This window comes from Exiguobacterium sp. s6, from assembly GCF_018618155.1.
Lineage (GTDB): Bacteria > Bacillota > Bacilli > Exiguobacteriales > Exiguobacteriaceae > Exiguobacterium > Exiguobacterium mexicanum_A.
Map to the genome: position 1 here is coordinate 329,047 of NZ_JACSLN010000001.1, position 26,239 is coordinate 355,285.

A 26,239-nucleotide genomic window follows, 5' to 3' on the forward strand; every position below is an offset into this window, starting at 1 on the left:
TTGAGGGGAAAACGACATACATCAGGATTGTTACTGGATGACCAGGCAAAACCTAAACTGGGCGCACACGTTGCGTCTGGTTTAGGTTTTTCTTGTGTTCAGGACAAAAAGGAGGACATTATGCAACACATCATCTTTCTAGACGTCGACGGCACGCTCGTCGATGACCACGGCAACATCCCGGCATCGGCCAAGGAGGCCGTCCGACAGGCGCGACAGAACGGCCATCTCGTCTTCTTGTCGACCGGGCGCTCGAAGGCGGAACTGTTCTCGGATATTCTCGACGTCGGCTTTGACGGCATCATCGGGGCAGCCGGGGGCTACATCGAGCTCGAGGAAGAAGTGTTGTATCATCAACAAGTCTCCGTCGATGATTTGAGTCACCTGATCTCCTTCTTCACGGAACACGGCATCGACTTCTATCTCGAGTCGAACGACGGCCTGTTCGCCGGCGGCAACGCCAAGGCACGGGTGGCGACGATGATTGACGAGTTGATGGCGAACAATCCGGAGGCAAGCGCGACGATCGAGCGCGGTTTAAAGCCGTTTCATGACGCGATGATGGAAGGGGTCGACCTCGTCCGTCCCGATGTGAACAAAATCTCGTTCCTCGGCTCATCCGTCCCGCTCGACGTCATCGAGCAAGAGTTCGCATCCCGCTTCACCGTCATCCCGAGCACGGTCGCCGTATTCGGGGCCAACAGTGGGGAGCTGTCCATCCCGGGCGTCAATAAAGCGACGGCGATTGCGACGTTGCTCGAACATCTAGGGTTGGAGCGAGCGCAGACGTTCGCCTACGGAGACGGGTTGAACGACATCGAGATGCTCGAATACGTCGAGGTCGGTGTCGCCATGGGCAACGCCAAACCCGAGGTCAAGCGTGTCGCGGACGACGTGACGGATGCGTGTGATCAAGACGGGCTCGCGAATAGCTTCAAAAAATATCGACTCATCTGAAAAAAAGCCAAGCAACCTCTCTTCAGGTGGCTTGGCTTTTCGTGGCGACATCGTTCACGACATCGGCGAGGGTCACATGCTTCAACACAGACTCCATCGCCGATTGGGCGTGGATGAAAATCGGTTCGATCGTCGCTTGGATATGTTGGCCGACGGGGCACGCAGGGTTCGGGTTGTCATGGATACTGAACAGTTCGTTCTCCTCGACGACACTGACGGCGCGATAGACGTCATAGAGCGAAATCTCGGTCAAGTCTTTCGTCAGTTTGGCTCCGGCGACGCCAGGCTTCACTTCAATCAAGTCGGCCTTCTTCAACATGGCCATGATTTTTCGGATCAAAGCCGGGTTCGTGTTCACACTGCCGGCCAAAAAGTCAGACGAGGTGACGCCGTCCTGATTGACCTCGATCAACGTCAAGATATGAATGCCGACCGCGAAACGGCTACTGATGGACATAGGCTACCACCTTTCTGCACAAGTCATGTAAGTGAATTGGTTACATCTTCAGTATAACAGGGAACAAACAATTGACAAACGAAGATGCTGTAACTATGATGATTACATGTAACTGATTTAATTACAGGTTAAAAGGAGGAAATGATTTATGAAATACTTAGTCACAGGTGCAACCGGGAAACTCGGTTCGAAAATTGTCGATGTGTTACTCAAGTCGGTACCCGCAAGTGAACTCGCGGTCAGCGTCCGCAATCCGGAGAAAGCGGAAGCACTGAAAGCGAAAGGTGTCGATGTGCGACATGGGGACTTCGACAAGCCCGAGACGCTCGATGAAGCGTTCAAAGGTGTCGAACGACTGCTCATCATCTCGGCGGACGGGGACAACGACACGCGCATCCGTCAACATGCGAACGCTGTCGAAGCGGCCGAGCGCGCAGGCGTATCGTTCATCGCCTATACGAGTCTCGCCGACGCGACAGAGAGCCAAAACTTGATGGCACCGCCACATGTCGAGACGGAAGGCGCAATCGAGCGGACGGGGATCCCGCATGCGTTTTTGCGCAACAACTGGTACTTAGAAAACGAACTTGGCAGCATCCAAGGCGTGCTCGCCGGTGCACCTTGGGTGACGGCTGCCCGTGACGGGAAGGTTGGTTGGGTGCTACAAGAAGATTACGCTGAAGCGATCGCGAACGTCCTGATGGCAGACGATTTCGAACAAGACATCTTTGAATTGTCAGGTCCGCTCCATACGCAAGCCGAACTCGTCGAGGCGCTCAGTGAAGTGCTCGGGCGTGAAGTGGCCCTCCAAGAAGTGAGTACTGACGCTTACGCTGGCGTCATGCGCGGCGCCGGGGTGCCGGAAGGAGCGATTCCGATCGTCGTCGGCATTCAAGACAGCATCCGCAACGGCTCGCTCGAGGTCGAGTCGAACGATTTCGAGTTGGTGCTCGGTCGTCCGGTGACGCCGCTCAAAGAGGCGCTTCAAAAGCTCGTATCAACGTTATAAACGATAATAGTGACGTCACGTTTTCGAACATCGAGAACGTGACGTTTTTTGATGAATATTAGTGATTTGTCTTCACATATTTGTGCACACGTCATCCCCATCCGGTATACTAACAATAAATGGATAATCATAGATGTACATAGGAAGGATCAATCACATGAAAAACATGATGTTTCTAATGGCCGTTGTCCTCGGATTAGCAATACTTTTCGGGTTGAGATATGAATTCAATGTCATCGGGGATATGGGCTTTAGAATCGCGGCCATCCTTATGCTCGTATCGGTACTCGTCATTCGGTCGACTGCAAAAATTTCATTCTTCAGCCATTCATAAAAACAGACCGCGAATCCACATTCACGGTCTGTTTTTTAGTTCGCTCGGGCTTCGAGCTGACCGGTCACGTCTTCTAACGTGCTCGCGGTCGAGGCGAGGCGGTCCGACATGTGGCTCAACTCTTTTTGGATGGCGACTTGTTCCTCGGTCGCGGCGGCGACGTGCTGAATTTGTTGCTGCAGTTCGCTCGCCGCTCGTTTCGTCGTCGCAAGGCGCGCCTCGAGCGTCTCCATCTGCGACGTCACGCGTTGACGTGTCTCTTGAATCGAACTGATTTGACCGTCGATTTCAGAGACGTCTTCGGTCAAACGATGGAACACGGCCGTCACATCGGCCGAGACGGTTTGACAGTTCTCGGTCGCGCGTTTGAATAACTGTGCCGAATCGCGGACGACGATCGTATCGTCCATCAGTCCACCGAGAACGCGGGTCATCTCGGCTGCATAATCTCGGGACTGGACGGCGAGCTTGCCGACCTCAGAAGCGACGACGGCGAAACCACGACCGGCGTCACCCGCCCGTGCGGCTTCAATCGAGGCGTTCAAGGCGAGCATGTTCGTCTGGTCGCTGATTGTCTCGACGTGCTGCAGGATGGCTTGAATTTCGGTCGATCGGTTCGACATCGTCGTGACAACGCGTTCGAGTCGTTCCGATTCACTGATGATTTCTTCGACTTTCGCCTCCATCCGTCGCATGTCACTGTTCCCAGCGATGGCGTCGGCCGCAATCCGTGACGAAGCGGCAGCTGTTTGGGCCATCCGTTCTTGGATGAGCGCCGTGAGGGAGCGAATCGATTGAATCTCCTCGGCCCCGTGGTTCATCGACGTCTCTTGCTCGGTCGCGTGGGCGACGATCGGATCGACGGTGACGGCGATTTGTTCTCCAGACTCGAGCGACTGGTTGGCGGCCGTCTCGAGCTCGGTCGCATGGTTTTTGAGTGTCATGACGAGTTGACTCGCATCGGTGACGGCTTGCTTCAGCAAACGACGGGTCTCGTCTTCCTGTGCTTTGACACGCGACGACTCAAGGTTACGGAAGTGAATCTGCGCGATGAGCACGGCACTCAGTAAGATGAGATAGACCGCATGGACGAGCAACAAGCTGAACGGATAGTCGGCCGTCCCACAGATGATCTCGGGGACCAAGAAATAGCCGGCCAGATGCTGCACGGCGAAGATGACGGTACTGTAGACGATTAAGTCGATGCGACGCATGAACGACAGAATCGCCAAGACGACGAAAATCGAGAAGTGATACTCGACGAGCCCTTGCCCGCCGGCGACGGTCGAGATGCTCGAAAACGTGAGCGTCAGCATCATCAAGTACGGGAAAAGATGTGGTTTTACGCGCTGGCTGACGACCATGGCGATCAATAGTACGATTGGGACTGCAAACAGGACCCATGTCGCGATGGGATATGCGTAGCCGACGGCACCGTTTCGGAGCACGGTGTACGTATAGGCAAAATCCGTGAAGCGGTGGAGCAGATGGACGATAACAGACGTCAAGACGATGACGAACGTGGTGACGAGCATCAATTGATTGCGTTTTTCAGAACTCATGCAGATTCCTCCTGATAATAGGTCGATATTGCTACTAGAGTATCGTCCGATTGGCACGAATGTTTATCGTTTTTACACGCCGACACAAAAAAAGAGAAGCGGATGCGCTTCTCTAGTCTGACGTGAGCCCGAGCCACCGTTTGACGGGTTCGCGGAAATAGTAGGTGACGCCGATCAACGTGACGAAGACGAGGGCGGCGATGACGATCAAGGTGATGCTTCCCGAGGCTAGACTCGCCCCGAGAAAACTGTAGGCGAGCGTCCCTGGAATCATGCCGAGCACGGTCGCCAGGATAAACGACTTGAATTTGACTTTGGCAATGCCGCCGGCGTAACTGAGTAAATCGAAGCTGACGAGCGGGATGAGCCGCAAGACGAACACGTATAGGAAGCCACGTTGCTCCATCTGCGTGAACAGCTTCTCCGACCACGGATAGCTCTCGACCTTGAGCACGGAACGGCCGAACAGTCGGGCCATGACGTACCCGGTCACGGCCGCCGCCGTCGCCCCGAACAAGATATAGAGGACACCGGGCCACACCCCGAAGGCGAGACCGGCCCCGAGTGACAGCACGGATGTCGGCAAGAAGATGATTGGGCCAATCGCATAGATGAGGAAGAAGACGACCGGACCCCACCAGCCGAACGACAAGACGACGTCACGGACGTCAGACGGGCGAAGCTCATAATGGAAGTGCGTGATATAGAAGATGCTCCCGAACACGGCGAGCATGAGACTGAGTTTGAGCCAGCGTGGCACGGGAATCATTCCTTTCGTATCGATCATTCTTTTATTTATCGTAGCGCATTTTTCGTCTGAATGAAGGTGAGCCAGCTTACAAATGGGTGCTGAATGTGCTGATAAGCAGGTAACGGCGCTGAAAATGGAAACTTAGGTCAACGCATGTGCGATCACGCTTCACGTGAACCTGCTTTCCTACGATAAAGCAGATAGGGGGGATGATCATGAAGAATTTAAATATGTCTAAAAAATTTACGGTACTTATCACCGTGTTCATTGCAACGCTCGTCATCATCGCGGCGCTCAGTCATGTCCTAATGGGACGGATGGCCGACGCGGGGGAAGAATTATACGAAGAGCGGTTGCTGCCGATTCGGGCGCTCGGTCAGATACGGACGGACAACCGTGCGCTTGAAGGTTATGTACTCGAGTTGATGTTGGCAACCGAAGAAAGTCGTAACGCGGAACTCCAAGAAAATATTACGGAGCGACGAGACAGCATGGTCGAGAATTTAAGGTTGTTCAATGAGAACTTCGCTTCGACAAATGTTGACATGCAACAACAGGTCGCAGATTTGAATACGTTGATTACGACGTATTTGGAACGGGTTGATATCGTCTTGCAACCGGCAATCAGAAACGAGAATACGGCAGCCTATCGCCAATATGTCAGCGAGCTACGCCCAATCCGCCTCGCGCTCGTCGAAACAGCCACGGTCGTCATGGATGGAATCAATCAAGAAGCCGAGACGGCCAGTCAGACGATGCAGGAAAATCGTGCCCAGTCAGTGCTCGTCTTCTGGGTGCTCGTCGCCATCGGGGCGCTCGTATCAATCGGGCTCGGAATCTACATTACGCGTCTCATCGTGCGACCGGTTCGTGAGTTGAATGGGCTCATGAGCCGAGCCGGTGAAGGAGACTTGACGGTCGACAGCACCTACACGTCACGTGACGAGATCGGGTCGCTCGTCGTGTCGTTCAATCAGATGAAAGACAACTTGCGTGACTTGATTAGTAACGTCACGTCGACGGCGGGACGGGTCGCCACGTCATCGGACGATTTGAAATCGAACGTCGAAGAGACAACGAAAGCGACGGAGATGGTCGCCGTCACGATGGAAGAGATTGCGTCGGGATCGCTCCGTCAATTGACGCGGGTGAAGGAATCGAACAGCACATTGACCGAACTGACGAACGGGATTCATCACGTCTCGAATAGCGCCCAACATATGACCGAGTTGTCAGACGGGGCACTCCAAAAAGTCGGGACCGGCAATGAATTGATTGAGACGCTCGAGTCCCAGCTCGAGGCGATGAACGAGAAAGTGAAGGCGTTGCAGACGGTCGTCGGTCAACTCGACGTCCGCTCGCAAGAAATCGGCAGCATCACCGGCACGATTTCCGGTATCGCCGAACAGACGAACTTGCTCGCCTTGAACGCGGCCATCGAAGCGGCGCGGGCCGGTGACCAAGGACGCGGATTCGCCGTCGTAGCGTCAGAAGTGCGGAAACTTGCCGAAGAGTCGGCCGTCGCGACGAAACGCATCTCCGGTTTGATTGGGGATACGCAGACGGAGACGAAACAAGCCGTCCAAACGATGCACATCGTCGAGAGCGAGATGGGCCATAGCGTCACGAACGTCCAACAAGCGGGCGACGCATTCGAGGATATCAAGCGGGCGATCGAAGAGGTCGGACAAAAAGTCGAGGAAGTGTCGGGCGCCGTTCAAGAGATGGCAGCCGGGGCAACCGAGATTTTGACGTCCGTGAACGAGATCCAAGGCATCACGGAGACGACCGCGACCGAAACCGAGAACACCTCGGCGGCGACGGAAGAACAGATGGCGTCGATGGAAGAGATCACGGCTTCGGCCCAAGAACTGTCGAACATGGCAGACGAGATGCGTCAAATGACAAATAAATTTATCGTCTGACAGACGAAAGGCAGGTCGAAACAATTCGACCTGCCTTTTTTAGCGTGATTCGTAAGCCGTAATCCATTGCTCCGGCGTCATCTTCGAGACGAGCTCGCCGATCAAGTCGTACGGGATATGCTTGACGTTGCCGAAGCGGATACAGCTCTTGCCCATGTTCAATTTCGTCGGCACTTGGGCGGCGTAGGATTCCTCGAACCAGCGGAGCAGTTCCGGGTCGCTATAGACGCCCCTATGATACACGGCGACATGGTTCTTCTGGGCGATGACGCTCAAGAACGGGAGCGGAGTGCCCGGCGTGACGTGATACCCGGATGGATACGTCGACAGCGGGACGACATAATGGATGCCGTTCCCGTCGGTCGTCTTCTCGAACCCGGCCGGTAAGTTCGTATCGATGACATCAATCAAACGGATGAAGGCGTCGAGCCGTTTGTCGTCGACGAGCGTCGTATAATCCATCAGACATCGCCTCCCCGTAAGATTTTCGCCATCGCCTTGCCTTTGGCGAGTTCATCGACGAGTTTGTCCAAGTAACGGATTTCGCGCATGAGCGGCTCCTCGACGTTCTCGACGCGGACGCCACAGACGACACCTTTAATCAAGGCGCGGTCCTCGTTCATCTTGGGTGCGGTGGCGAAGAATGTGTCGAAGTCGACCTCGGCTTCAAGTTGACTTTCAAGCCCGGCCTCGTCATAACCGGTCAACCAGCGGATGATCGTATCGACTTCGTCTTTCGTCCGGCCTTTCCGTTCGGCTTTCGCGACATAGAGCGGATAGACGCTCGCGAAGCTCGTCGTGTAGATGCGGTGTGCCATGAGATCCCCTCGTTTCGTGGAATGATACCTTTATTTTCTCACATAATCTAAGCTCATATCTAAAATACTTTTTGTTGCAAATGCAACTAAATGGATTATACTAAACGTAACATATTGTAAATACAACAATCAGGAGGATTGTATGAGAGACCAGTTGCGTGAAATCGGGATGATTGCCCGTTCCCTCGACTCGATCAGCAATATCGAGTTCAAAGAGCTCGAGCTGACGAAAGGGCAATATTTATATTTGGTCCGGATTTGTGAGGAGCCGGGCATCATTCAAGAGAAGCTCGCCGAATTGATCAAAGTCGATCGGACGACGGCGGCGCGGGCGGTTCAAAAGTTGGAAACGAACGGGTTGATCACGAAGCAGGACGACCCGCACAACAAGAAAATCAAGCGGCTCGTCCCGACTGAACGGGGCAAGGCGCTGTATCCGGTCATCATCCGCGAGCATGAGCATTCGACGGATGTCGCGCTCGCCGGGCTGAGCGACCAGGAAGCCGAGCAGCTGCTCCGGCTGTTGAAGCGGGTCCGCCACAATATCGAAGGGGACTGGGATGCCGTGAAAAAAGGGAAGAAACGAGACTACTAGGGGGAACAATCATGATCACCATCAAAGCTTGTACAATCGAAGACGTTGACGCACTTCGCACCATCAGCATCGAGACGTTCACGGAAACGTTCGAAGCGGAGAATGACCCGGCGCATTTGGCCGCGTATCTCGAGCGGGCGTACAACGTAGCGCAACTTAAAAAAGAGCTTTCGAATCCGGACTCACAGTTCTTCTTCGCCATACTTGACGGGGAAGTCGCCGGTTATCTAAAAGTGAACGCCAACAACGCCCAGACCGAGGCCATGGGCGAAGAGGCGTTCGAACTCGAACGGATTTATGTGCGACGGAAGTTCCAAGGTAGTGGCGTCGGGAAGGCGTTGTATGACCAGGCCATCACATGCGCAGGCGAACTGAACAAACGTGAAATCTGGCTCGGTGTGTGGGAACATAACCATAAGGCACTCGCCTTTTACCGAAAGCACGGCTTCGTCCAGACCGGGGCGCATACGTTTTATATGGGTGACGACGCTCAAGTCGATTTGATTATGGCCAAGCCGCTTCGTCCGTGACCCATTCCAGTATGCCTGACAAGTCCTCGTAGACGGCGTCAGGGGCCAGGTCGGGCATATCGACCGGTTTGCTGTCGCGGTTGATCCAAGCGGTATGGAATCCGAAGTTCTTCGCACCGGCAATGTCCCAACCGTTCGAGGACATAAACAGCACCTCGTCCCGCTTCAACCCGCTGTTCTTGAACCAGTGCATGTAGGCGGCCGGTGACGGCTTGGCTTGTTTGATGCCGTCGATGCTGACGAGTTCATCGAACAGGTCGGTGAACCCGGCGTTTTGGATGAGTTTCTCGAGCATCGCGTCCGTCCCGTTCGAAAGAACGACGGTCTGTTTAGGTTGCAGCTGCTTCAACACGTCCTCGACTTCTTTGTACGGCGACAGCTCCGCATATGTCGCAATCAATGCGTCCTCGGTCTCGGGCGTCCACGTCACTTCGGCCGCCGACAAGGCATACCGGAGCGCGTCACGCGTGACGACAGAGAAGTCCTCATAGCGCCCCATGATGTGGCGAGTAAAGAAGTAGTCGAGCTGTTTCGTCCGCCACGCTTGGCTGATTTGGTCACCTTTTCCGGGGAACTGTTCGTCACACGCCGCCTGGACGGAATGAACATCGAACAAGGTCCCGTATACATCGAACACGAATGCTTGAATCGTCGGTTTCATCAAATCCCTCCTCAGTAAAATCGCGTCATCTACTCTTTACCCTAGTTGACGTAGCTTAGACGGAAGAAGGGGTGACCGGAAGCCTAAAGACAGGAGGAATACGATGTACGTCCCAAAACTATACGCTGTAAATGATCCGAAAGAAGTCCACGCCTTTCTGAAGGTCCATCCGTTCGGCACCGTCGTCACGCATGACGGACAGAAGCCGATCGCGACGCACGTACCGCTCCGGTTTCATGAAAAAGATGGCCATGCTTGGTTCACGACACACATCGCGAAAAACAATTCGCAATGGCAAACGATTGAAGACCAGACCGTGCTCTTGATTGTCCAAGGCCCGGACGCCTATGTGTCGGCGTCGTGGTACGGGCATGAGGACGTCTCGACGTGGAACTATCAGGCGGTGCATGCCTACGGACAGGCGACGATTATGAACGAGGCACAACTTGAGGAGGATCTGGCCGGACTGCTTCAAGACCATGAAGGGGACCGCGAGCACGCCGTCGTCTGGGAGGAGTTATCGGAACCGGTACAGCGGCAGAAATACGGCGTCGTCGGGTTCCGCATTGACATCGAAGAGATGCAGGCCGCGTTCAAGCTGAGCCAGAATCGAAACGAGACGGATTATACACGCATCGTCTCCGAGCTCGAGCAAGCAGGGTGTCCGATGGCGGATGTGATGCGAAACAACCGTCCCTGATTTTCTTCACTGAATCCACTCCAATCCTGCATCAACGCGCACAGTTTTGTATAATTGAAAGCGAGAGCTAGGAAGGGAGAAACGATTCGATGAAACCAAAGATTGAGGACGTAGCCAAGTTGGCTGGGGTTTCTCCGACAACCGTGTCACGTGTGTTGAACAATCGTGGCTATATCAGTGAAAAGACTAAAACAAAAGTTGAGGCGGCAATGCAAGAACTCAACTATTTTCCGAACGATGTGGCGCGGTCACTGTTCAATAAGCGCTCGCACTTAATCGGCTTGATTTTACCGACAACGGCCAACCCGTTCTTCGGGGAGCTCACGTTCCATATTGAGAACTACTGTGCAGCGAACGGGTACAAAGTGCTCCTATGCAACAGTTTGAACCAAGTCGATAAAGAAGAGCGTTATTTGGAGATGTTGCTCCGAAACCAAGTCGATGGCATTATCGTCGGGACACATAACCGTGGGATTCTCGATTACCATAAACAAAATTTGGCGGTCGTGGCAATTGACCGTTACTTATCTGATACGATTCCGGTCGTTAGTTCGGATAATTATCAAGGGGGTAAGCTGGCGACCGATTATTTATGGACAAAAGGCTGTCGCCGCATCGCTTTGATCGATGGGGAAGGGTCACTCGAGACACCGGCCCGCCTCAGACGGCAAGCCTACCTCGACGTGATGAAAGCACACGGTCAAGAACCGATCGTGTACGAGGTCGAAGAAGTCTTTGACCGTACGAGTCAAGAAGCCGTCATGCAAAAGTTGATTGAAGAACAACCGGAGCTCGATGGGGTGTTCGCGACGAACGACTTGTTCGCGGCTTCCTTCATGCGCGTGATGAAAGCTTCTAAACACTCGTCACGAAAAATCGAAGTGGTGGGCTATGATGGGACCGAGGCAGTCCGCTCGCTCTTGCCAGAACTCGCGACCGTACAACAACCGATCGAAGAGATTGCGAAGACGGCCATCGATCTTCTGCTGAAAGAAATCGACGGGGAATTTACGGATGAAGGTAGAGAAATTCAACTTCCCGTCCGTATGATTCAAGGCGCCGACGCTTAAAGATGGACCCGCTCTGTACGAGGAGCGGGTTTTTTCAATCCAAGAAAAAAAGTGACAACAATATGTCAACCGGTTGACATATGAAAGCGGTTGACATATTATGATTTTGAAAGTGCTTTCAATTTGTAGTTCATTCTATTTTTGAGGGAGACACCATCATGAAAACGTCAAAAATCTTGTATTGGAAACTAAGTGCCTATTTCTTCTTCTTCTTTTTCACTTGGTCGTCGAGTTATTCACTGTTCTCGATTTGGCTCGGTCAAGAGATGCAACTGACTGGCGCCCAGACTGGCTTGGTCTTTTCTGTAAACGCTATCTTTGCGCTGTTGATGCAACCGCTCTATGGATTCATCTCCGATAAGATTGGTCTAAAGAAAAACATTTTATTCTTTATCAGCGTGCTGCTCGTGTTTGTCGGTCCGTTCTACATCTATGTATACGGACCACTCCTTCAGTACAACGTCATCATCGGTGCCGCTATCGGGGGGCTCTATCTCGGGACGGCCTTCCTTGCCGGGATTGGTGCAATCGAGTCGTATATTGAAAAAGTAGGACGGAAATACGATTTTGAGTACGGGAAGACGAGAATGTGGGGTTCTCTCGGGTGGGCTGCAGCGACGTTCTTCGCAGGGCAGTTGTTCAACATCAACCCAAACATCAACTTTTGGGTGGCGTCGGTCTCGGCCATCGTCTTGGTCGCGATCATCTTGTCCATCAAGATAGAAGTCACGGATGTCGAGATGGAGCGGGCGGCCTCGGTCACATTGAAAGACGTCGGTCATTTGTTCACGTTGAAAGATTTCTGGTATTTGATGCTGTATGTGATTGGTGTCGCCTGCGTGTACGGCGTGTACGACCAACAGTTCCCGGTCTATTACTCGTCGCTCTTCCCGACGGAAGCACAAGGGAACCAGGTGTTCGGCTATTTGAATTCACTGCAGGTCTTTTTAGAGGCTGGAATGATGTTCGCCGCACCGTTCGTCGTCAATAAACTTGGGGCGAAGAACAGTTTGATTCTTGCCGGATACTTGATGGCGTTCCGGATTGTCGGTTCGGGGCTTGTCGAGGGACCAATCGGTATCTCGTCGATGAAGCTGATTCACGCCTTGGAGTTGCCGATTATGCTCGTCGCAATCTTCAAATACTTGGCAGCCAATTTCGATACGCGTCTATCGTCGGTGCTGTATCTCGTCGGTTTCCAGTTCGCCAAACAGGTCGGGGAGTCAATCATGTCACCGGCTGCCGGATACTTCTATGACAGTATCGGATTTAGACAAACGTATTTAGCGATGGGAGCCATCGTTCTCGCGTTCACGGTCATCTCGATGTTCACGTTATTGAACGAGAAGAAGACCGATCTTCAAAAACCAACATCAAAAGATATGGGACAAGTCATTTAACTTAAAGGAGCGATCATATGTTAACGCACACAACACATACAGAGGCAGACAAAGCAGTGGCCGAAGCGAAAGCGAAACTAGACACGACGTATCGGCTCGGCTATCACATCATGGCACCGGCCAATTGGATCAATGATCCGAACGGACTGATTCACTACAAAGGTGAGTATCATGTTTTCTATCAACACCATCCGTACGACGAGAATTGGGGACCGATGCATTGGGGACACGTGAAGAGTAAAGACCTCGTCCATTGGGAGCACCTCCCGATTGCGATCGCCCCGACAGAGGAATACGAGCTGGACGGTTGCTTCTCTGGGAGCGCGGTCGATGACAATGGTGTCCTCACATTGATTTATACGGGTAATCTCTTCATTGACAAGGAGAAAGATATTCTCGACCAATCTCAATGTATCGCCACGAGCACCGACGGCATCCACTTTGAGAAGCATCCTGGAAATCCGGTCATCCCGACGCACCCGGAAGACGGTTCTGGTCATTTCCGTGATCCGAAAGTATGGAAGCACGAAGACGAATGGTACATGGTCCTCGGTACCCGAAAAGGTGACATCGGGAAGGCAATCCTCTACAAGTCGGCAGATTTGAAGGAATGGCAGTATCTCGGTGTGCTCGGAGAGAGTGATGGGACGGAAGGATACATGTGGGAATGTCCGGACTTCTTTGAACTCGACGGCGAGCACGTGCTCTTGTTCTCACCGCAAGGGATGAAACCAGAAGGTGACCGTTATCAAAACCTATTCCAGACCGGATACATGACGGGGTCGTTCGACTATGAGACGAACACATTCGACCGGGGCGCATTTAAAGAACTCGATTATGGACATGATTTTTATGCCGTGCAGACGTTGCTCGATGACAAAGGCCGGCGCATCGCCATCGGGTGGATGGACATGTGGGAATCGGAGATGCCGACGAAAGAACATGGCTGGGCCGGGGCGTTGACGTTACCACGTGTGCTGACGCGGATGGAGGACCGCCGCATCAAGATGGAGCCGGTCGAAGAGCTGACGGCCCTTCGTTCGAAACGATTTGACTTGAATCTATCGACCATCGAGGACACAGAGATCGTCACCGACGTCACAGAGGAGTTGCTCGAAGTAGAAGTTGAGTTTTCCTTACGTGATGTGACGGCGGAGACATTCGGCATCAAGTTGCGTCGCAGTGAGGACGGGGAGCAAGAGACGGTCATTCGCTTCTCGACGAAGACGCAACAACTATCACTCGATCGGACGAAGTCAGGTGTGGGCGTCGATGGGGTGAGAACGGTCGAGGTCGAAGGAGAAGGTGATGTGCTCAGTTTGCGTCTCTTCTTGGACCGCTCATCAGTAGAAGTATTCGCCAACGGTGGGACGACGGTGATGACGAGCCGGATTTATCCGGATCCGACAAGTCTCGGTCTATCGTTCTATTCCGAGGGGGGACGTGTCGACATCAAATCGTGCCGTGTTTGGAGTTTGAGCGATGTGTGGAACGAACAATAAACATGCAGAGCCAAGTATCCATCTTTCGAGGTGGGGCTTGGCCCTTTTTATGAAAATGAGAAAGGATGGAAATGAACATGAGACAACTTCATTGTATGGGTGAGGCGCTAATTGATTTGATTGCGCATACGAAAGGACAATCGTTGGACCAAGTAACGACGTTTGAACGGGTCGCAGGAGGGGCCCCGGCAAACGTAGCTGCCGTCGTGGCTTCATTAGGAGGACGATCTTCACTGATTACAAAGCTAGGCAATGACGCGTTCGGGGACTATTTGGTTTCTACACTGAAAGAGAAAGGGGTTGGCGTCGAACACATCTTCCGGACGAGTGAAGCGAATACAGCGTTAGCGTTCGTCTCGGTAAAAGAGGACGGCGATCGAGACTTTTCGTTCTATCGAAATCCGTCGGCTGATTTATTACTGAATGAGGATGAAGTGAAGAGAGAATGGTTCAATCAACAGGATATTTTTCATTTTGGGTCGGTCGACTTGGTCGAGAGTCCGATGAAATATGCCCATCGTCGTGCAATCGAATGGATGACACAAGCCGGTGGCATCATCAGTTTTGACCCGAATGTACGCACCTCACTTTGGAATGACTTAGACGTCTACAAACAGACGATTCAAGAGTTTCTGCCTTTCGCCCATATCCTCAAAGTGTCGGAAGAAGAGCTTGAATTCATCACGGGTATCCCCGAACAAAAACGAGCGATCGCTTCCTTGTTTAAAGGCAATGTGCGCATCGTGCTCTATACGAAAGGGGCGCGAGGAGCCACGATTTATACAAAAAATCACACCTGTGAGGCACCTGCGTTTCCAATCAAGGTCGCTGACACGACAGGTGCCGGCGACGCGTTTATGGGGGGATTTTTATATCAGTTGCTTGCGAATGAGACGACCTTTTCCACGCTCGAACCATTCATAGGTCGTCAGGGCGAAGAGGTCTTACGGTTTGCCAATGCGACTGGCGCGCTCGTCGCATCGGTGAAAGGTGCGATTGACGTTTTACCGACGCAAACCCATGTCAATACGTTATTAGACACGCATAGCGTTTAATAAAAAGCTGTTTCTTGTCCAACATAGATGGAAGTTCACATTGACAACGTCAAGACATTCATCCTATACTCATAAATGATAATGATTATCAATGTCGGCGTAAAACGTTGTCATACAGAAAAAAGGGGACTAGGACATGAACAGCTACAAGAAAATGCTACATATGTTCATCATCATGTCTGCTTTCGTGCTCGTGCTCGCAGGATGCGGCTCGAACAACGAAGATGCAGCCACGACAGATGAATCTGCCGAAACGGCAGAAGGCTATCCAATCACCATCAAACACGCGTTAGGCGAGACGGTCATCGACAAGAAGCCAGAACGCGTCGCAACCGTCGGTTGGTCGAACCAAGACGTGGCGCTCGCGCTCGACGTCGTACCAGTCGGTTTCTCGGCTGCGAACTACGGTGTCCAAGACGGCAGCGGCATGTTGCCATGGACGGCTGACAAGTTGAAAGACCTCGGTGAAGAAAACCCGAACATCTATCAAGATACGGACGGCCTCGACTTCGAAGCGATCGCCGACTCACAGCCGGACGTCATTCTTGCCGCCTACTCAGGCATCACGCAAGAAGATTACGACACGTTGACAGAAATCGCACCGGTCGTCGCATACCAAGAGACGCCTTGGGTGTCATCATGGCAGGACACGGTTCGTTACGACTCAATGGCCATGGGCATGGAAGAAGAAGGCAAACAGTTGATTGAAGACACAGAGAAACTCATCGCCGACAAGGCAGCTGAAGTACCGGAGATGAAAGGGAAGAAAGCGGCATTCGTCGCGCTCAGCCCGGACGACCTGTCGAAGTTCTACATCTACACGACGGGTGACCCACGCGGTGCCTTCATCGAAGAGCTCGGCATGGAGTACCCTGAGAACATCACAAGCCAAATCAAAGATGAGAACAGCTTCTACCTCGAGCTCAGCTCAGAGAACGCTGACATCTTGAACGACGTCGACATCTTCGTCGCCTACGGGAACGAAGAGACGTTGAAAGCACTTCAAGCTGACCCGCTCTACAGCAAAGTGCCGGCCATCAAACGCGGTTCGGTCGTCATGATCGAAGATAACACGCCGCTCGCGGCTGCTGGGACACCATCACCACTCTCGATCGAATATACGATTGACGACTATGTGAAACTCGTGTCAGAAGCACTCGCGAAAGTCGAGTAATCAAATGAATATGCCGAAGAAGTTACACACGCCGAAACGGTTCGGGCTCCTCCTCGTAGGGTCGCTCGTCCTGCTCGTCGTCTGTATGCTCGCTTCGCTTGCTTTCGGCTCACGGACAGTCGGATGGGATGAACTGCTTGACGGTTTATTCCGTCCGGCTGTTCAGTCGTATGAAGCGGACATCGTCCGGCAGCGGGTCGTTCGGACGGTGTTCAGTTTCATGTGCGGGGCAGCACTCGGTGTCTCGGGCGCATTGATGCAGTCGGTGACGCGCAACCCGATCGCCGACCCGAGCATTCTCGGGGTCAACACGGGAGCGGCCCTGTTCGTCGTCGTCGGGATCGCCTTCTTCAACATCTCGACCGCGAGCGATTATATTTGGTTCGCGCTCGCCGGCGCGCTCTTGACGGCGGCGTTCGTGTTCGGAATCGGGTCGCTCGGCCGGGGCGGTTCGACGCCACTCAAGCTCGTCTTGGCCGGCGCGGCGACGAGTGCGGCCTTGTCGTCACTCGTCATGGCCATCATGATTCCGCGCTCGAACGTCATGGACCAGTTCCGGTTCTGGCAGGTCGGTAGCGTCGGGGCCGGGACGATGGACTCGATTATGACGTTCCTGCCGTTCTTTATCGGCGGTATCGTCATCGCCATCTTGGCGGCACCGTCCCTCAACATCTTGGCGCTCGGGGAAGAGCTCGCCACAGGTCTCGGTGTCCGCATCGGCACGTTGAAAGGGATCGCCTCGTTCGCAGGTGTCATCTTGTGCGGGGCGGCGACGGCATTGGCCGGGCCAATCGGTTTTATCGGTTTACTCGCGCCGCACCTCGTTCGCTTGGTCATCGGAGCAGATGAACGCTATATCATCCCGATGTCAGCACTCACCGGCGCGATTTTATTGACGTTCGCTGACGTGGCGGGACGGTTGCTCGGTAGTCCCGGGGAACTCGAAGTCGGGATCGTCACGGCGTTCGTTGGGGCACCGATTTTGATCGCTTTGACGATGAAAGTGAAGGTGCGTGGCGTATGACGAACCAATCGATTCAACCCATCATCCATAACAGTCGTAAGCGCCGGCAACGGACCGTCTTCGTGACGCTCGTCTTGTTCGCGCTGGCCCTTACGTTGAGCGCGACGATGCTCATGCTCGGCAACACCATTTATCCGGTCGCGGACGTCGTCCGTGTCTTGTTCGGGGATCAAGTACCGGGCGCCTCGTTCGCCGTCGGCACGATTCGTCTGCCGCGCATGCTCGCCGGTGTCTTCGCCGGACTTGCGTTCGGGATTGCCGGGACGGTGTTCCAAACGATGCTTCGTAACCCGCTCGCCAACCCGAACGTCATCGGCATCACGACCGGGTCGAGTGCGGCGGCCGTGTTCGGTATCGTCGTCTTACAGGCGAGCGATACGTTCGTCTCCATCATCTCGATTATCGGCGGGCTGTTGACCGTCCTCGCCATCTACTTCTTGTCGAAAGGCGCCGCCTTCTCGATTGGCCGGCTCGTCTTAGTCGGCATCGGGATTCAAGCGATGCTGACGGCGGTCATCAACTATCTGCTACTCATTAGCCGCCAAAACGATGTCGGGACGGCGATGCGCTGGTTGAGCGGTAGCTTGAACGGGGTGAAGATGGAGACGCTCCCGCCGCTCATGATTGCGGTCGCGCTCTGCCTCCCGGTCATCCTCCGACTCAGCCGACAGTTGCAGATTTTAGAGCTCGGGGAGATGACGGCGACGTCACTCGGTGTCAAGACGAACCAGACGCGGGTGCTGCTCATTGTCGCCTCGGTGCTCATGCTGGCGCTCGCGACGGCGACGACCGGACCGATCGCCTTCGTCGCGTTCCTGGCTGGACCGATCGCGAAGCGGCTCGTTGGGGACGGCCGTTCGACGATCATCCCGGCGGCACTCGTCGGCGTCATCTTGGTGCTCGCGGCCGATCTCATCGGTCAGTTCGCCTTCACGGCCCGCTACCCGGTTGGTGTCATCACCGGCATGGTCGGGGCGCCGTATTTGATTTACCTCTTGATCCGGATGAACCGGAGAGGGGAACTATAAAGAGAACGGAGCCATATCTTTTGTAAACTACTGATTACTAGAATAGTACGCGGCTTGAAGGGAAGAGCGGGCTTCGACTAGTCACGTTTGATGAGCGAGCGAAGGCGGTATACATCAGAAAAAGTTTCGGGTCAATCTCTAGATGAAGTTGTTAAAAACGAGCTTGTATACATTCGCCATCGAATGTATACAAGCTCGTTTAATACTACCAAAAATGGTATTTTGGTAGTCTCACATATACGACTTTAGGTGTACTTGTTAATCCGACTCATTTTATCGAAGTATACAAATACGTTGAAGCACATATGTACGATGATGCATAACAGGATTTCTTGGGAGTACCAATATAAGACACTTTGACCAAGTGCGAACACGATTTTGTAAATAGACTTCGTGCCTTGATGGAACATGTGGGTCACAGTGAACGATAGGCTGGACACCAAAAAATAATATGGGATTGGAAATCCAAAACTCACGAAATGCTGATACAGAAAATAGCGAAACACCAGTTCCTCAACAATCGGGTAGAGAAGAATTGATACGATGGCAAGTAACGTATAGCGATTCTTAAAAAAATCGAGCCTTACGTTTCGATAAGATTGAAAATACTCGAACACGAAAGACCCTGCCAATAATGTTAACGCAGATAGTGTCAGATAGATCATCTTGACTTCTGAGAACAATAAAGTGTTCATCAAGACGACTAGCGACAAGATAATCAAGAATCGATATAACTCTCGAAAGGTGCTCCATAAATTCAATGTATTCGCCAACACCAGCAACATACCTGGAAAGACCGTCAGATAAAATACAATACTACGCCAAAGGATGGGGAATTCTATTGTGAATCCCTCCTGTCTGTTTGAAACGCGGATGATGGAATGGCGGATAAGAAGGAAGTGAAATCGGGAGAAGTTCTGGTGTAATGACTTTCACGACCTCTAAGTTCAAATGTTGGAACTCGGATGATGAAATCGGTAGATAACAGGCGAATTTTGATAAAGACTGTGTCTGGCGAATTAAGTCAGATAAATCGGACGCTTTATTTTGATGACTAAATTGTGAGACTGGTTGATGCTTTAGAACAGGGCGTCCGTATTTTGCGTAGTAAATGACATTGTCATCGAGATTGTCAATATCTTGTTTATCAGGTGAACCAGTCATTTTTTTAAATTTATCGGTATCCATCCAAGAGACGTTCAATGCATACTCTACAACTGTCATACACTCGAAGAAGCTGCGGTAAACCGCTGTCTCCATTGAAGAAGATGCTTGAGAGCCGACGACGTATTTAGGTAAAGGTGACGCAGGATTCTTAGTCGTGATTTCACATACGACAATATGTAAAGGCTTGTCATAGGAAATGTCTAAGAACCTGACATCGAAGTGTGAGAGGAACATCTTGACGGCTTTTTGTTGACTCGAGAAATATTTAGTCAGAATATCCTCGATGTTCACCTCTACCTTTGGTGCCGTATGCCCCCCGTACCACCAAAGATTGAGTGAATCAATTTGTAAGAGCTCACTGATACTATTCTCTAAGGCCTGAGGAAACGACTCATGACAGGCGGTACCCGTTGAGACCGCACTATTATTGACCCTTTTCTCGTTCTCGAAAAGGGTTTTCTCATACATCACTACCATCTGAAGAGGGATGAACACAGTTGTTTTTGGATCGAACAAAGAAATCATTGGCACCCATTGCAATACGTCCTCATCAGAGATGAAATGGGCCACATCTTCTCGTGTAAAGTAAACATTGATCAAATCTAAATCACAAATCAATGCGGTTGGATATGCTTTGGTAAGTTCTACAAAAGAAGCGTTCACGATTCTATCTTTATAGGCTGCATACATTGTAGCGAAGGAGAACCGTTCTGCACTTTCCCCTAAAAAACTGACCAAAGATTCATTATACGTGGTCCCATATCCACTCAAGTGGTAGTTGACGTCCCGAGGTGCGCCCTCGATGACTTTTGAGAAATCTGTGTAGTTTGAAGTCATATAAAAATACTGTGGAACGGGATGCGAGTTACACCCCAGGAAGAACGAATTCTTGTTCCATAATCCGGTCACGGTTCCACCAAGAAGTGATTGACGGGTTCGGTTATAGTTGATGTCATTATATACTGTGATCATTACTGTAGAATTCCTTCCAAAATGTTAATCGAGCGTAAGGTTTGCTCTTTAAATTGGATGTTCTTCATCTCGGCACATGAAGGACAACTCACATGAACACGATTTGTGTTAAAGGAATATTCATAGTTCTGAAGGTGAAAATGTTGCACATTCCCAAGTAGAGAACTACGTTCGTAAATATTGATATTCTCTAGCTCTTTTTGAATGATTCCTGTGATGATATTCAGTTCAGCGGATTTTGGGGTTGATTCATAGTCGGATTCAATGGGATATTCTGGATATCCGAATCGTGTGACGATATTTTTTTCTAAACACTCAAAGCAGCCGGTCTCTCCGTGGTGAATGGCTGTAATGAAAATATGTTCATTATCATAAGTTGCGATAGTATTCTGTAGGTTTGCCAAGTTCATGAGGCGATTAAAGGCACGAAGTCGATTAAGGTTGGCCATTGAATCGATCATATATACCGAATCAAAGTCACGTAGAAAATTAACGGAATATTCCGTCTTTTCTTCAAGTGAATGTCTCTTTTTTTCTTCCATGAACGTTTTAACCAAGTCTTTGGATAGAATGGTCGAAAGTTTTTCAACACGGGCCAACTCAGAGAATTGTGTGAAGGTAGACTCATGAATTGAATCTTCGACCAAAACAAGAATGTTTTCTGGCCGGTTAATTTTTTGATCGATGTAGCCCATTCGGTTCAAAAGTATGAAATCTTCAAACGTATCCGAGTGTTCACTGAGTGTGATATGACGGTCCGTAATAAAGCGATTAAAGTCCTCTATGAAGCGAGTACTACTCTCTTCTTTATCGATGGTGAGCTCATCTCGATGAAGGACCCCTTTATGGAGGATATATTCATGTTGGTTATTGATGACCCTTAAAGAGGGTGGGTAGATAAAAGTTTTCATATATTATTCCTTTCCACAGATACTTGAGAAGATGATGTGCTCGTTTACTTGATCTAGATGCAAAGCGGTCTCGATAAGATTTTTATTGAATCCGGCGACCGGGCAAGATACGAATCCGAGGGACGTAGCGACCAAGTCAAAATTATGAGACATGACGCCTACCTCTACAAACGAATTGAGCAGTGAAAGCTCACCATATTTAACGTAGTTTCGGTTGATGTCATACCTGAAAAATAAACTGAAGCAAGAGTTTGGCATATCCATTCCCGAGCCAGCAAAGAAATCGGCAGTGTTGATTGTCTCAGTATTAACAGGGGCAAGCGTATGTGAACCTGGTTGGTATTTATAGAAGCCGTTGGATAATCCCTCTACGTTGTTGATATACAAGTAAACGGAGATGGGATATAGAGCACCTCCAGAAGAGTACATTCGATGCTTCCCCTCCCTCGCGCCTGGGAGGAAGACATCTGATAAACCGAATGCATACTTCAATAGGTGGCTGAGTGTATCGATAGACATTTCAAAGTGATGAAACCGTCGTCCAGATCTTCGCTTCAAAATGATAGAAGAGAAAGATTCTTTGATTTTCTTAAATTTCTTTTGAGGTAAAAAGATGGTTGTTCCGTCAATAATCTCCTCATACTTTATCGAGTCCCCGTACATGGCAGAAATGTTTAGTTCGTTGAATTTGGCGATACTTTTAAAGTCATTCAAGCCCTGTTTGTTTAGGTTCATTAGATAAGAAATCATCGGGGATTCTGCATTTCCCTGCAAGATTTGCGTATAGAGGTGTTTGTTATCGCGATTCGAAAGATTGGACGAATCGTTCAAGAGAACAGTGTGTTCATGCAGTAAACCCTTATTTTTGATATGAATCATTATGCTGCTCTCCTAGACGTCTTTTTCTTACGACCAAACATGAGCTCCCCGAGGACGACAAACAATAGAGATGACACGACGCCAAGTAACATCATGTTGTTCGTATTGGGAGTCTCTGTACCATTCTCGAAACTAAAGATTTCTAAGCCTAAGAAAGTGATTGCACCATTATTAGCAGCGGCTTCTGTGTACCCGAAACGGATGACAAAATAAAATAGCACCGCCGAAGCAATCATTCCTACAGCAATCTCTAAAGTGACTCTTAGTGCCTGTTTATTCATATAATATCTCCTCGATTCCAGATAGTTTTAACTACGACAAGTCCACTAGCGATGAATATCCATACTGTGTTTACTCCAAGGAAGGTTTTATTGATGAGTGAATCATTCGTCCAAATTTTAAAAAAGTCGTTCGCTAGATATTTGACTGGTAGAAATTCCGCTATGTTTCTGAGTGGTGATGGGAGCTCGTTAAATGGAACGAATACACCAATGAACATATAGATCGAAAAAAGTAAAATCATCCCCAACGGCAACAATAGCTTGGTATTTCTCACATAAAGAGCGAGAACGAGTCCAAACAAGAACAAGCCTAGCATCAGGTACATAGTATGTAACAAGTAACTAAAAAGGTGTGCCATTGTCGGAAGGTTCAAATCAAAGAAAACCGTAGCAACTAGAATGTTAAATAAAATACTCGTTAGGGCCAGTACGATATAGGATAGTAAGTCCGCAATCAATAGACTACGAATATTGACCCCGAAAAATTTTAGTCGCTTCAAGCTGTCATTCCCAATACTTTCTCCCACCCAAATCGGAAAGCTGATGAAAGCAATAGGAATCAGTCCGATTGCCGTACTGATTAAAAAATACTTATCAACAAATCGATATCCGTTCCCGATGGAGAAATTCCCATATGACACAACCATAATCGTTAACATAAGAATAGGAAACACCAAGGAGAAGAAAATCGAGATTGGGATTCTGAGCTGCATTTTCAAGCTCAATTTCAAATGAGTAAGCATCAATTTGTCCTTTCACTACACAGCAAGAATGAGGTGTACAAGTTTTGCTTGAGAATGGTGAAATCAAGGTTTTGTTGTTGCACCTTACGTAACCAGTCAGATTCCTGATTGTGACTTTCAATGATTAAACCAAGGGAATCCTCCATCTTGATTGTCTCTAATTCAATCGAATCAAGAAATTCTCGCTTGCCGTCCATAATTTTGATGATAGAGTGATGCGAATAAACGTCTTCAAAAACTGAGACGACTCCAAAGAATCTGATTTTACCGTCTTTTAGAATCAATAAGTGAGTCGCCCAATCTACTAATTCTTCAAAGTAATGTGTGACGTGCAAAACCGTCTTACCTCGAGTAAACTCTTTTATATTGGCCAAGAGCTTCTCACGTTTCTTGAAGTCTAGTCCTGAGGTGATCTCATCAAAGATATAGTAGGAATTATTCCGTGTAGAGGTAAGTGCGAGCGTTAGACGTTGTGCTTCTCCACCAGACAAATCTTTTATGTAGCGGTCTGCGAGCCACTCGAGTTCATAGGAATGGATTAGTCGAGAATATGCCTCATCACGTCGCTTGTAGTTGGTTACAAGTTCAATCAATTCGTATACTTTCAACATGTCATTGTACATATTTTTTTGAAAGACGATGCCGACTTCTGTAGGGTGGATTTGGGGTGTCACACTACCATCAAAAGGTATTTCACCCAATAGGGCCTCAATCAGTGTAGTTTTTCCCGCTCCGTTTTCTCCGAGCACGGCGACTACACTACCTGAAGGAATCTCAATTTCTTGGCCAATAAAATCGAGAATTTTTTTTGATGGCCTTTCAACAACTAAATCTTTAATGGAGATAGCAGTGTTCAAAGTATGGGCTCCTTTTTTAAAAAATGTATCCAGGAATACAGAGTATTCCTGGAGCGTACATAACAATTAAGCAGATGAAGAACATGAACATGAGCAAGAACATGAACAAGAGCATGAACCTGCAGCATAATGCATTGTTTCTGAGCCATTCGACATCTCAGAGTAATTACTTGAAGCTTGATGTTTGATTTTCATGATGGTTCCTCCTGACTAGAAGCTCACGTGGCAATTTAATTATTGAATATGATGATATTGGTAATCAACCGTAAATAAAGAAAAAAATGGAATTGATGTAATAGACCTATGCAATTTGTATAGGTGTGACAAATGTCATATTGAAGTCTAAAAAATCGTTACTAAGCACATGAAAATCATAAATATGAACATAATTTCTATTTTATTAGCTGGTTATTTTTCAAAAAAGTAAACGACAAATGAATTCAATTTTAACCTTGGCTCCGAAATACGATTTGTTATTTAGGGAAATACAGCTCAAAGATATTAAAAGGAAAAAACGATTTGAATCATAAGTCATAGGACAACCTCTTGTGGGTAGATCTGTGCGTCACCTTTTCAATCCGCTATGGGGATGAAATATTGTGACCGCTTTCAAAATTTCATTGACTTCTCTATCGCTTGAGGTGTATGCTAAAAATCCTGCCCAAAAAAGAGAGGCCGGGAACTGGCATCAGTTCATTATGAGTCAGAGAGGAACATGATCCCATGAACCAACAACAATTAGTCGAGCGTGCCCGTCAAGTGAAAGAGAACGCCTACTCCCCATATTCGAACTTCCGTGTCGGAGCGGCGCTTCTCATGAAGGACGGAACGGTCATCGACGGCGTCAACGTCGAGAACGTCTCGTTCGGTGCGACGAACTGTGCCGAGCGTACGGCCATCTTCACAGCGGTCGCGCAAGGTTATAAAAAAGGTGACTTCGAAGCCGTCGCGGTGTCAGGTGACACGGTCGACTTCTTGCCGCCATGCAGCATCTGTCGCCAAGTGCTCGTCGAGTTCGGCGACCCGGACTTCAAAGTGTTGCTCACGAACGGCAACGCCGACGTGAAAGAAGTGACGCTTGAAGAACTCGTCCCGCTCGCGTTCACAGAGTTAGAGATGTAATAGTAATGCCCCGCATCCATCGATGCGGGGCATTCTTTATTGATTCGGTTCCCCCGGATTGAAAAAGTTGTACGGGGGATGTACCCCTTCTAACGTCCGGAACTCATAATTGCGTTCTTTCGCATAGCGGATAATCGTATCGAGCGCTTGCGGTGTCATCGAGTGATCGTGTGCCAAGATGATGGACGCAATATTCATCTCGTAATTCGCCTCGAGCCGATTGAACACACGCTGCTCGATCGGGGCGTTGTCTTTCTTATAGATGTGATCGAGACTGCCGACGTTCCAATCCCAAATCTCAAAACCGGCCTCGTCCATCGCTTGCCAGTGCGCAGGCGTCATGCCTGCGTCACTACCGTAAATCGTACGGGCCATGTTCGTATGGATACCGGTCGCTTCATAAATGAGACGTTGCACGTCCTTCATCTGACGCACGGCCGTCATCGGCGACGCGTAAAACTCCTCGCGCACGTGTGTCATCCCATGCAAGGCGATAAGATGGCCTTCAGCGACGATGCGTCGGATGAGGTGCTCATTCCCCTCGATGTTCTTCCCAAGGATGAAGAAGGTCGCCTTCACCCGATGCCTCTTCAAGACGTCAAGCAACGCTCCCGTCTTCCGATTCGGCCCGTCATCGAGCGTCAAATAGATGAGACTGCGGTCGTTATAGGCTTTCGGTTTCGGGATTGCCGCCTGGGACAGGGAGCTGATTAACAAAAAGATGGACATGAGCAAAATGACGCGTTTCTTCATTC

The 26,239-nt window shown here is 50.2% G+C and carries 29 protein-coding genes; 14 read left to right on the forward strand and 15 right to left on the reverse strand.

What is annotated here, in order from left to right; genetic code table 11:
• The first annotated feature begins 120 nt into the window (after positions 1 to 120).
• Entirely contained in the window at positions 121 to 957 is an 837-nt protein-coding gene (locus KNP75_RS01825) for a Cof-type HAD-IIB family hydrolase (protein WP_215189506.1), read from the forward strand.
• Between the two features lie 22 nt (positions 958 to 979).
• Here KNP75_RS01825 and KNP75_RS01830 read toward each other — a convergent pair whose 3' ends face one another.
• Entirely contained in the window at positions 980 to 1,414 is a 435-nt protein-coding gene (locus KNP75_RS01830; protein WP_058764740.1) for an Rrf2 family transcriptional regulator, read from the reverse strand.
• A 148-nt stretch (positions 1,415 to 1,562) separates the two neighbouring features.
• Here KNP75_RS01830 and KNP75_RS01835 point away from each other — a divergent pair, with 148 nt between their 5' ends.
• Positions 1,563 to 2,423 carry an SDR family oxidoreductase gene (locus tag KNP75_RS01835; protein WP_215189508.1) on the forward strand — a complete coding sequence of 287 codons (861 nt, stop codon included), beginning with the start codon at positions 1,563 to 1,565 and terminating at the stop codon, positions 2,421 to 2,423.
• A gap of 369 nt (positions 2,424 to 2,792) precedes the next feature.
• Here the strand turns inward: KNP75_RS01835 and KNP75_RS01840 are convergent, their stop codons facing one another.
• Together KNP75_RS01840 and KNP75_RS01845 are read right to left on the reverse strand one after the other, a co-directional pair.
• The gene (locus KNP75_RS01840) at positions 2,793 to 4,319 is read right to left on the reverse strand and encodes a methyl-accepting chemotaxis protein (RefSeq protein WP_215189510.1); all 1,527 of its coding nucleotides are present in this window, start codon (positions 4,317 to 4,319) and stop codon (positions 2,793 to 2,795) included.
• A 112-nt stretch (positions 4,320 to 4,431) separates the two neighbouring features.
• The gene (locus KNP75_RS01845) at positions 4,432 to 5,079 is read right to left on the reverse strand and encodes a TVP38/TMEM64 family protein (RefSeq protein WP_215189512.1); all 648 of its coding nucleotides are present in this window, start codon (positions 5,077 to 5,079) and stop codon (positions 4,432 to 4,434) included.
• Between the two features lie 206 nt (positions 5,080 to 5,285).
• On the opposite strand from KNP75_RS01845, the gene KNP75_RS01850 reads away from it, so the two are divergent.
• A complete protein-coding gene (locus KNP75_RS01850; RefSeq protein WP_215189514.1) occupies positions 5,286 to 6,995 on the forward strand; it encodes a methyl-accepting chemotaxis protein in 1,710 nt (569 codons plus the stop codon).
• 39 nt (positions 6,996 to 7,034) lie between these two features.
• Here KNP75_RS01850 and KNP75_RS01855 read toward each other — a convergent pair whose 3' ends face one another.
• Both KNP75_RS01855 and KNP75_RS01860 read right to left on the reverse strand, forming a co-directional pair.
• Positions 7,035 to 7,457, reverse strand: a complete 423-nt coding sequence (locus KNP75_RS01855) for a DUF1801 domain-containing protein (protein WP_215189516.1) — start codon at positions 7,455 to 7,457, stop codon at positions 7,035 to 7,037.
• Positions 7,457 to 7,813 carry a DUF2200 domain-containing protein gene (locus KNP75_RS01860; RefSeq protein ID WP_215189518.1) on the reverse strand — a complete coding sequence of 119 codons (357 nt, stop codon included), beginning with the start codon at positions 7,811 to 7,813 and terminating at the stop codon, positions 7,457 to 7,459. The genes KNP75_RS01855 and KNP75_RS01860 overlap by 1 nt, the downstream gene beginning before the upstream one ends.
• Before the next feature lie 142 nt (positions 7,814 to 7,955).
• On the opposite strand from KNP75_RS01860, the gene KNP75_RS01865 reads away from it, so the two are divergent.
• Positions 7,956 to 8,408, forward strand: a complete 453-nt coding sequence (locus tag KNP75_RS01865) for a MarR family winged helix-turn-helix transcriptional regulator (protein WP_214798729.1) — start codon at positions 7,956 to 7,958, stop codon at positions 8,406 to 8,408.
• 8 nt (positions 8,409 to 8,416) lie between these two features.
• Positions 8,417 to 8,938, forward strand: a complete 522-nt coding sequence (paiA, locus tag KNP75_RS01870) for a spermidine/spermine N(1)-acetyltransferase (protein ID WP_214802428.1) — start codon at positions 8,417 to 8,419, stop codon at positions 8,936 to 8,938.
• Here paiA and KNP75_RS01875 read toward each other — a convergent pair.
• Positions 8,913 to 9,599, reverse strand: a complete 687-nt coding sequence (locus KNP75_RS01875; RefSeq protein ID WP_215189520.1) for a haloacid dehalogenase type II — start codon at positions 9,597 to 9,599, stop codon at positions 8,913 to 8,915. The genes paiA and KNP75_RS01875 overlap by 26 nt on opposite strands.
• 103 nt (positions 9,600 to 9,702) lie before the next feature.
• Here KNP75_RS01875 and KNP75_RS01880 point away from each other — a divergent pair, with 103 nt between their 5' ends.
• The 8 genes from KNP75_RS01880 (at position 9,703) to KNP75_RS01915 (ending at position 18,552) form a co-directional block, all read left to right on the forward strand.
• On the forward strand, positions 9,703 to 10,299 hold the full coding sequence (locus KNP75_RS01880; protein WP_215189522.1) for an FMN-binding negative transcriptional regulator: 597 nt from the start codon (positions 9,703 to 9,705) through the stop codon (positions 10,297 to 10,299).
• A gap of 89 nt (positions 10,300 to 10,388) precedes the next feature.
• Entirely contained in the window at positions 10,389 to 11,369 is a 981-nt protein-coding gene (locus KNP75_RS01885) for a LacI family DNA-binding transcriptional regulator (RefSeq protein ID WP_214753788.1), read from the forward strand.
• A gap of 158 nt (positions 11,370 to 11,527) precedes the next feature.
• Entirely contained in the window at positions 11,528 to 12,769 is a 1,242-nt protein-coding gene (locus KNP75_RS01890) for an MFS transporter (RefSeq protein WP_215189524.1), read from the forward strand.
• A 17-nt stretch (positions 12,770 to 12,786) separates the two neighbouring features.
• Entirely contained in the window at positions 12,787 to 14,271 is a 1,485-nt protein-coding gene (locus tag KNP75_RS01895; protein ID WP_215189526.1) for a glycoside hydrolase family 32 protein, read from the forward strand.
• Between the two features lie 77 nt (positions 14,272 to 14,348).
• A complete protein-coding gene (locus tag KNP75_RS01900) occupies positions 14,349 to 15,326 on the forward strand; it encodes a carbohydrate kinase family protein (protein ID WP_215189528.1) in 978 nt (325 codons plus the stop codon).
• Positions 15,327 to 15,462: 136 nt separating this feature from the next.
• Complete coding sequence (locus KNP75_RS01905) at positions 15,463 to 16,500, forward strand: iron-siderophore ABC transporter substrate-binding protein (RefSeq protein WP_021066227.1); 1,038 nt, start codon at positions 15,463 to 15,465, stop codon at positions 16,498 to 16,500.
• Between the two features lie 10 nt (positions 16,501 to 16,510).
• Positions 16,511 to 17,524 carry a FecCD family ABC transporter permease gene (locus KNP75_RS01910; protein WP_371816335.1) on the forward strand — a complete coding sequence of 338 codons (1,014 nt, stop codon included), beginning with the start codon at positions 16,511 to 16,513 and terminating at the stop codon, positions 17,522 to 17,524.
• A complete protein-coding gene (locus KNP75_RS01915) occupies positions 17,521 to 18,552 on the forward strand; it encodes a FecCD family ABC transporter permease (protein WP_215189530.1) in 1,032 nt (343 codons plus the stop codon). The genes KNP75_RS01910 and KNP75_RS01915 overlap by 4 nt, the downstream gene beginning before the upstream one ends.
• 245 nt (positions 18,553 to 18,797) lie before the next feature.
• Here the strand turns inward: KNP75_RS01915 and KNP75_RS15790 are convergent, their stop codons facing one another.
• From KNP75_RS15790 to KNP75_RS01955, 8 genes are all read right to left on the reverse strand, one after another.
• Complete coding sequence (locus KNP75_RS15790) at positions 18,798 to 19,337, reverse strand: CPBP family intramembrane glutamic endopeptidase (RefSeq protein WP_084592868.1); 540 nt, start codon at positions 19,335 to 19,337, stop codon at positions 18,798 to 18,800.
• Positions 19,338 to 19,368: 31 nt separating this feature from the next.
• Positions 19,369 to 20,691 (reverse strand): YcaO-like family protein, encoded by a 1,323-nt coding sequence (locus KNP75_RS01925; protein WP_034779105.1) that lies wholly within the window; start codon positions 20,689 to 20,691, stop codon positions 19,369 to 19,371.
• The gene (locus tag KNP75_RS01930; RefSeq protein WP_215189532.1) at positions 20,691 to 21,602 is read right to left on the reverse strand and encodes a hypothetical protein; all 912 of its coding nucleotides are present in this window, start codon (positions 21,600 to 21,602) and stop codon (positions 20,691 to 20,693) included. The genes KNP75_RS01925 and KNP75_RS01930 overlap by 1 nt, the downstream gene beginning before the upstream one ends.
• Before the next feature lie 3 nt (positions 21,603 to 21,605).
• Positions 21,606 to 22,481: a SagB family peptide dehydrogenase gene (locus tag KNP75_RS01935; RefSeq protein ID WP_034779101.1), complete on the reverse strand. Its 876-nt coding sequence runs from the start codon at positions 22,479 to 22,481 to the stop codon at positions 21,606 to 21,608.
• Complete coding sequence (locus KNP75_RS01940; protein WP_215189534.1) at positions 22,481 to 22,762, reverse strand: LlsX family protein; 282 nt, start codon at positions 22,760 to 22,762, stop codon at positions 22,481 to 22,483. Before KNP75_RS01940 ends, KNP75_RS01935 begins: the two co-directional genes overlap by 1 nt.
• Positions 22,759 to 23,505 carry an ABC transporter permease gene (locus tag KNP75_RS01945; RefSeq protein WP_034779098.1) on the reverse strand — a complete coding sequence of 249 codons (747 nt, stop codon included), beginning with the start codon at positions 23,503 to 23,505 and terminating at the stop codon, positions 22,759 to 22,761. The genes KNP75_RS01940 and KNP75_RS01945 overlap by 4 nt, the downstream gene beginning before the upstream one ends.
• Positions 23,505 to 24,362 carry an ATP-binding cassette domain-containing protein gene (locus tag KNP75_RS01950; RefSeq protein WP_034779095.1) on the reverse strand — a complete coding sequence of 286 codons (858 nt, stop codon included), beginning with the start codon at positions 24,360 to 24,362 and terminating at the stop codon, positions 23,505 to 23,507. Before KNP75_RS01950 ends, KNP75_RS01945 begins: the two co-directional genes overlap by 1 nt.
• Positions 24,363 to 24,428: 66 nt before the next feature.
• Positions 24,429 to 24,557, reverse strand: a complete 129-nt coding sequence (locus KNP75_RS01955; RefSeq protein ID WP_152567760.1) for a listeriolysin S family TOMM bacteriocin — start codon at positions 24,555 to 24,557, stop codon at positions 24,429 to 24,431.
• A gap of 528 nt (positions 24,558 to 25,085) precedes the next feature.
• Here KNP75_RS01955 and KNP75_RS01960 point away from each other — a divergent pair.
• Complete coding sequence (locus KNP75_RS01960; RefSeq protein ID WP_021066236.1) at positions 25,086 to 25,484, forward strand: cytidine deaminase; 399 nt, start codon at positions 25,086 to 25,088, stop codon at positions 25,482 to 25,484.
• Between the two features lie 36 nt (positions 25,485 to 25,520).
• Here KNP75_RS01960 and KNP75_RS01965 read toward each other — a convergent pair whose 3' ends face one another.
• Complete coding sequence (locus tag KNP75_RS01965; protein WP_215189536.1) at positions 25,521 to 26,237, reverse strand: polysaccharide deacetylase family protein; 717 nt, start codon at positions 26,235 to 26,237, stop codon at positions 25,521 to 25,523.
• Positions 26,238 to 26,239 lie beyond the last annotated feature (2 nt).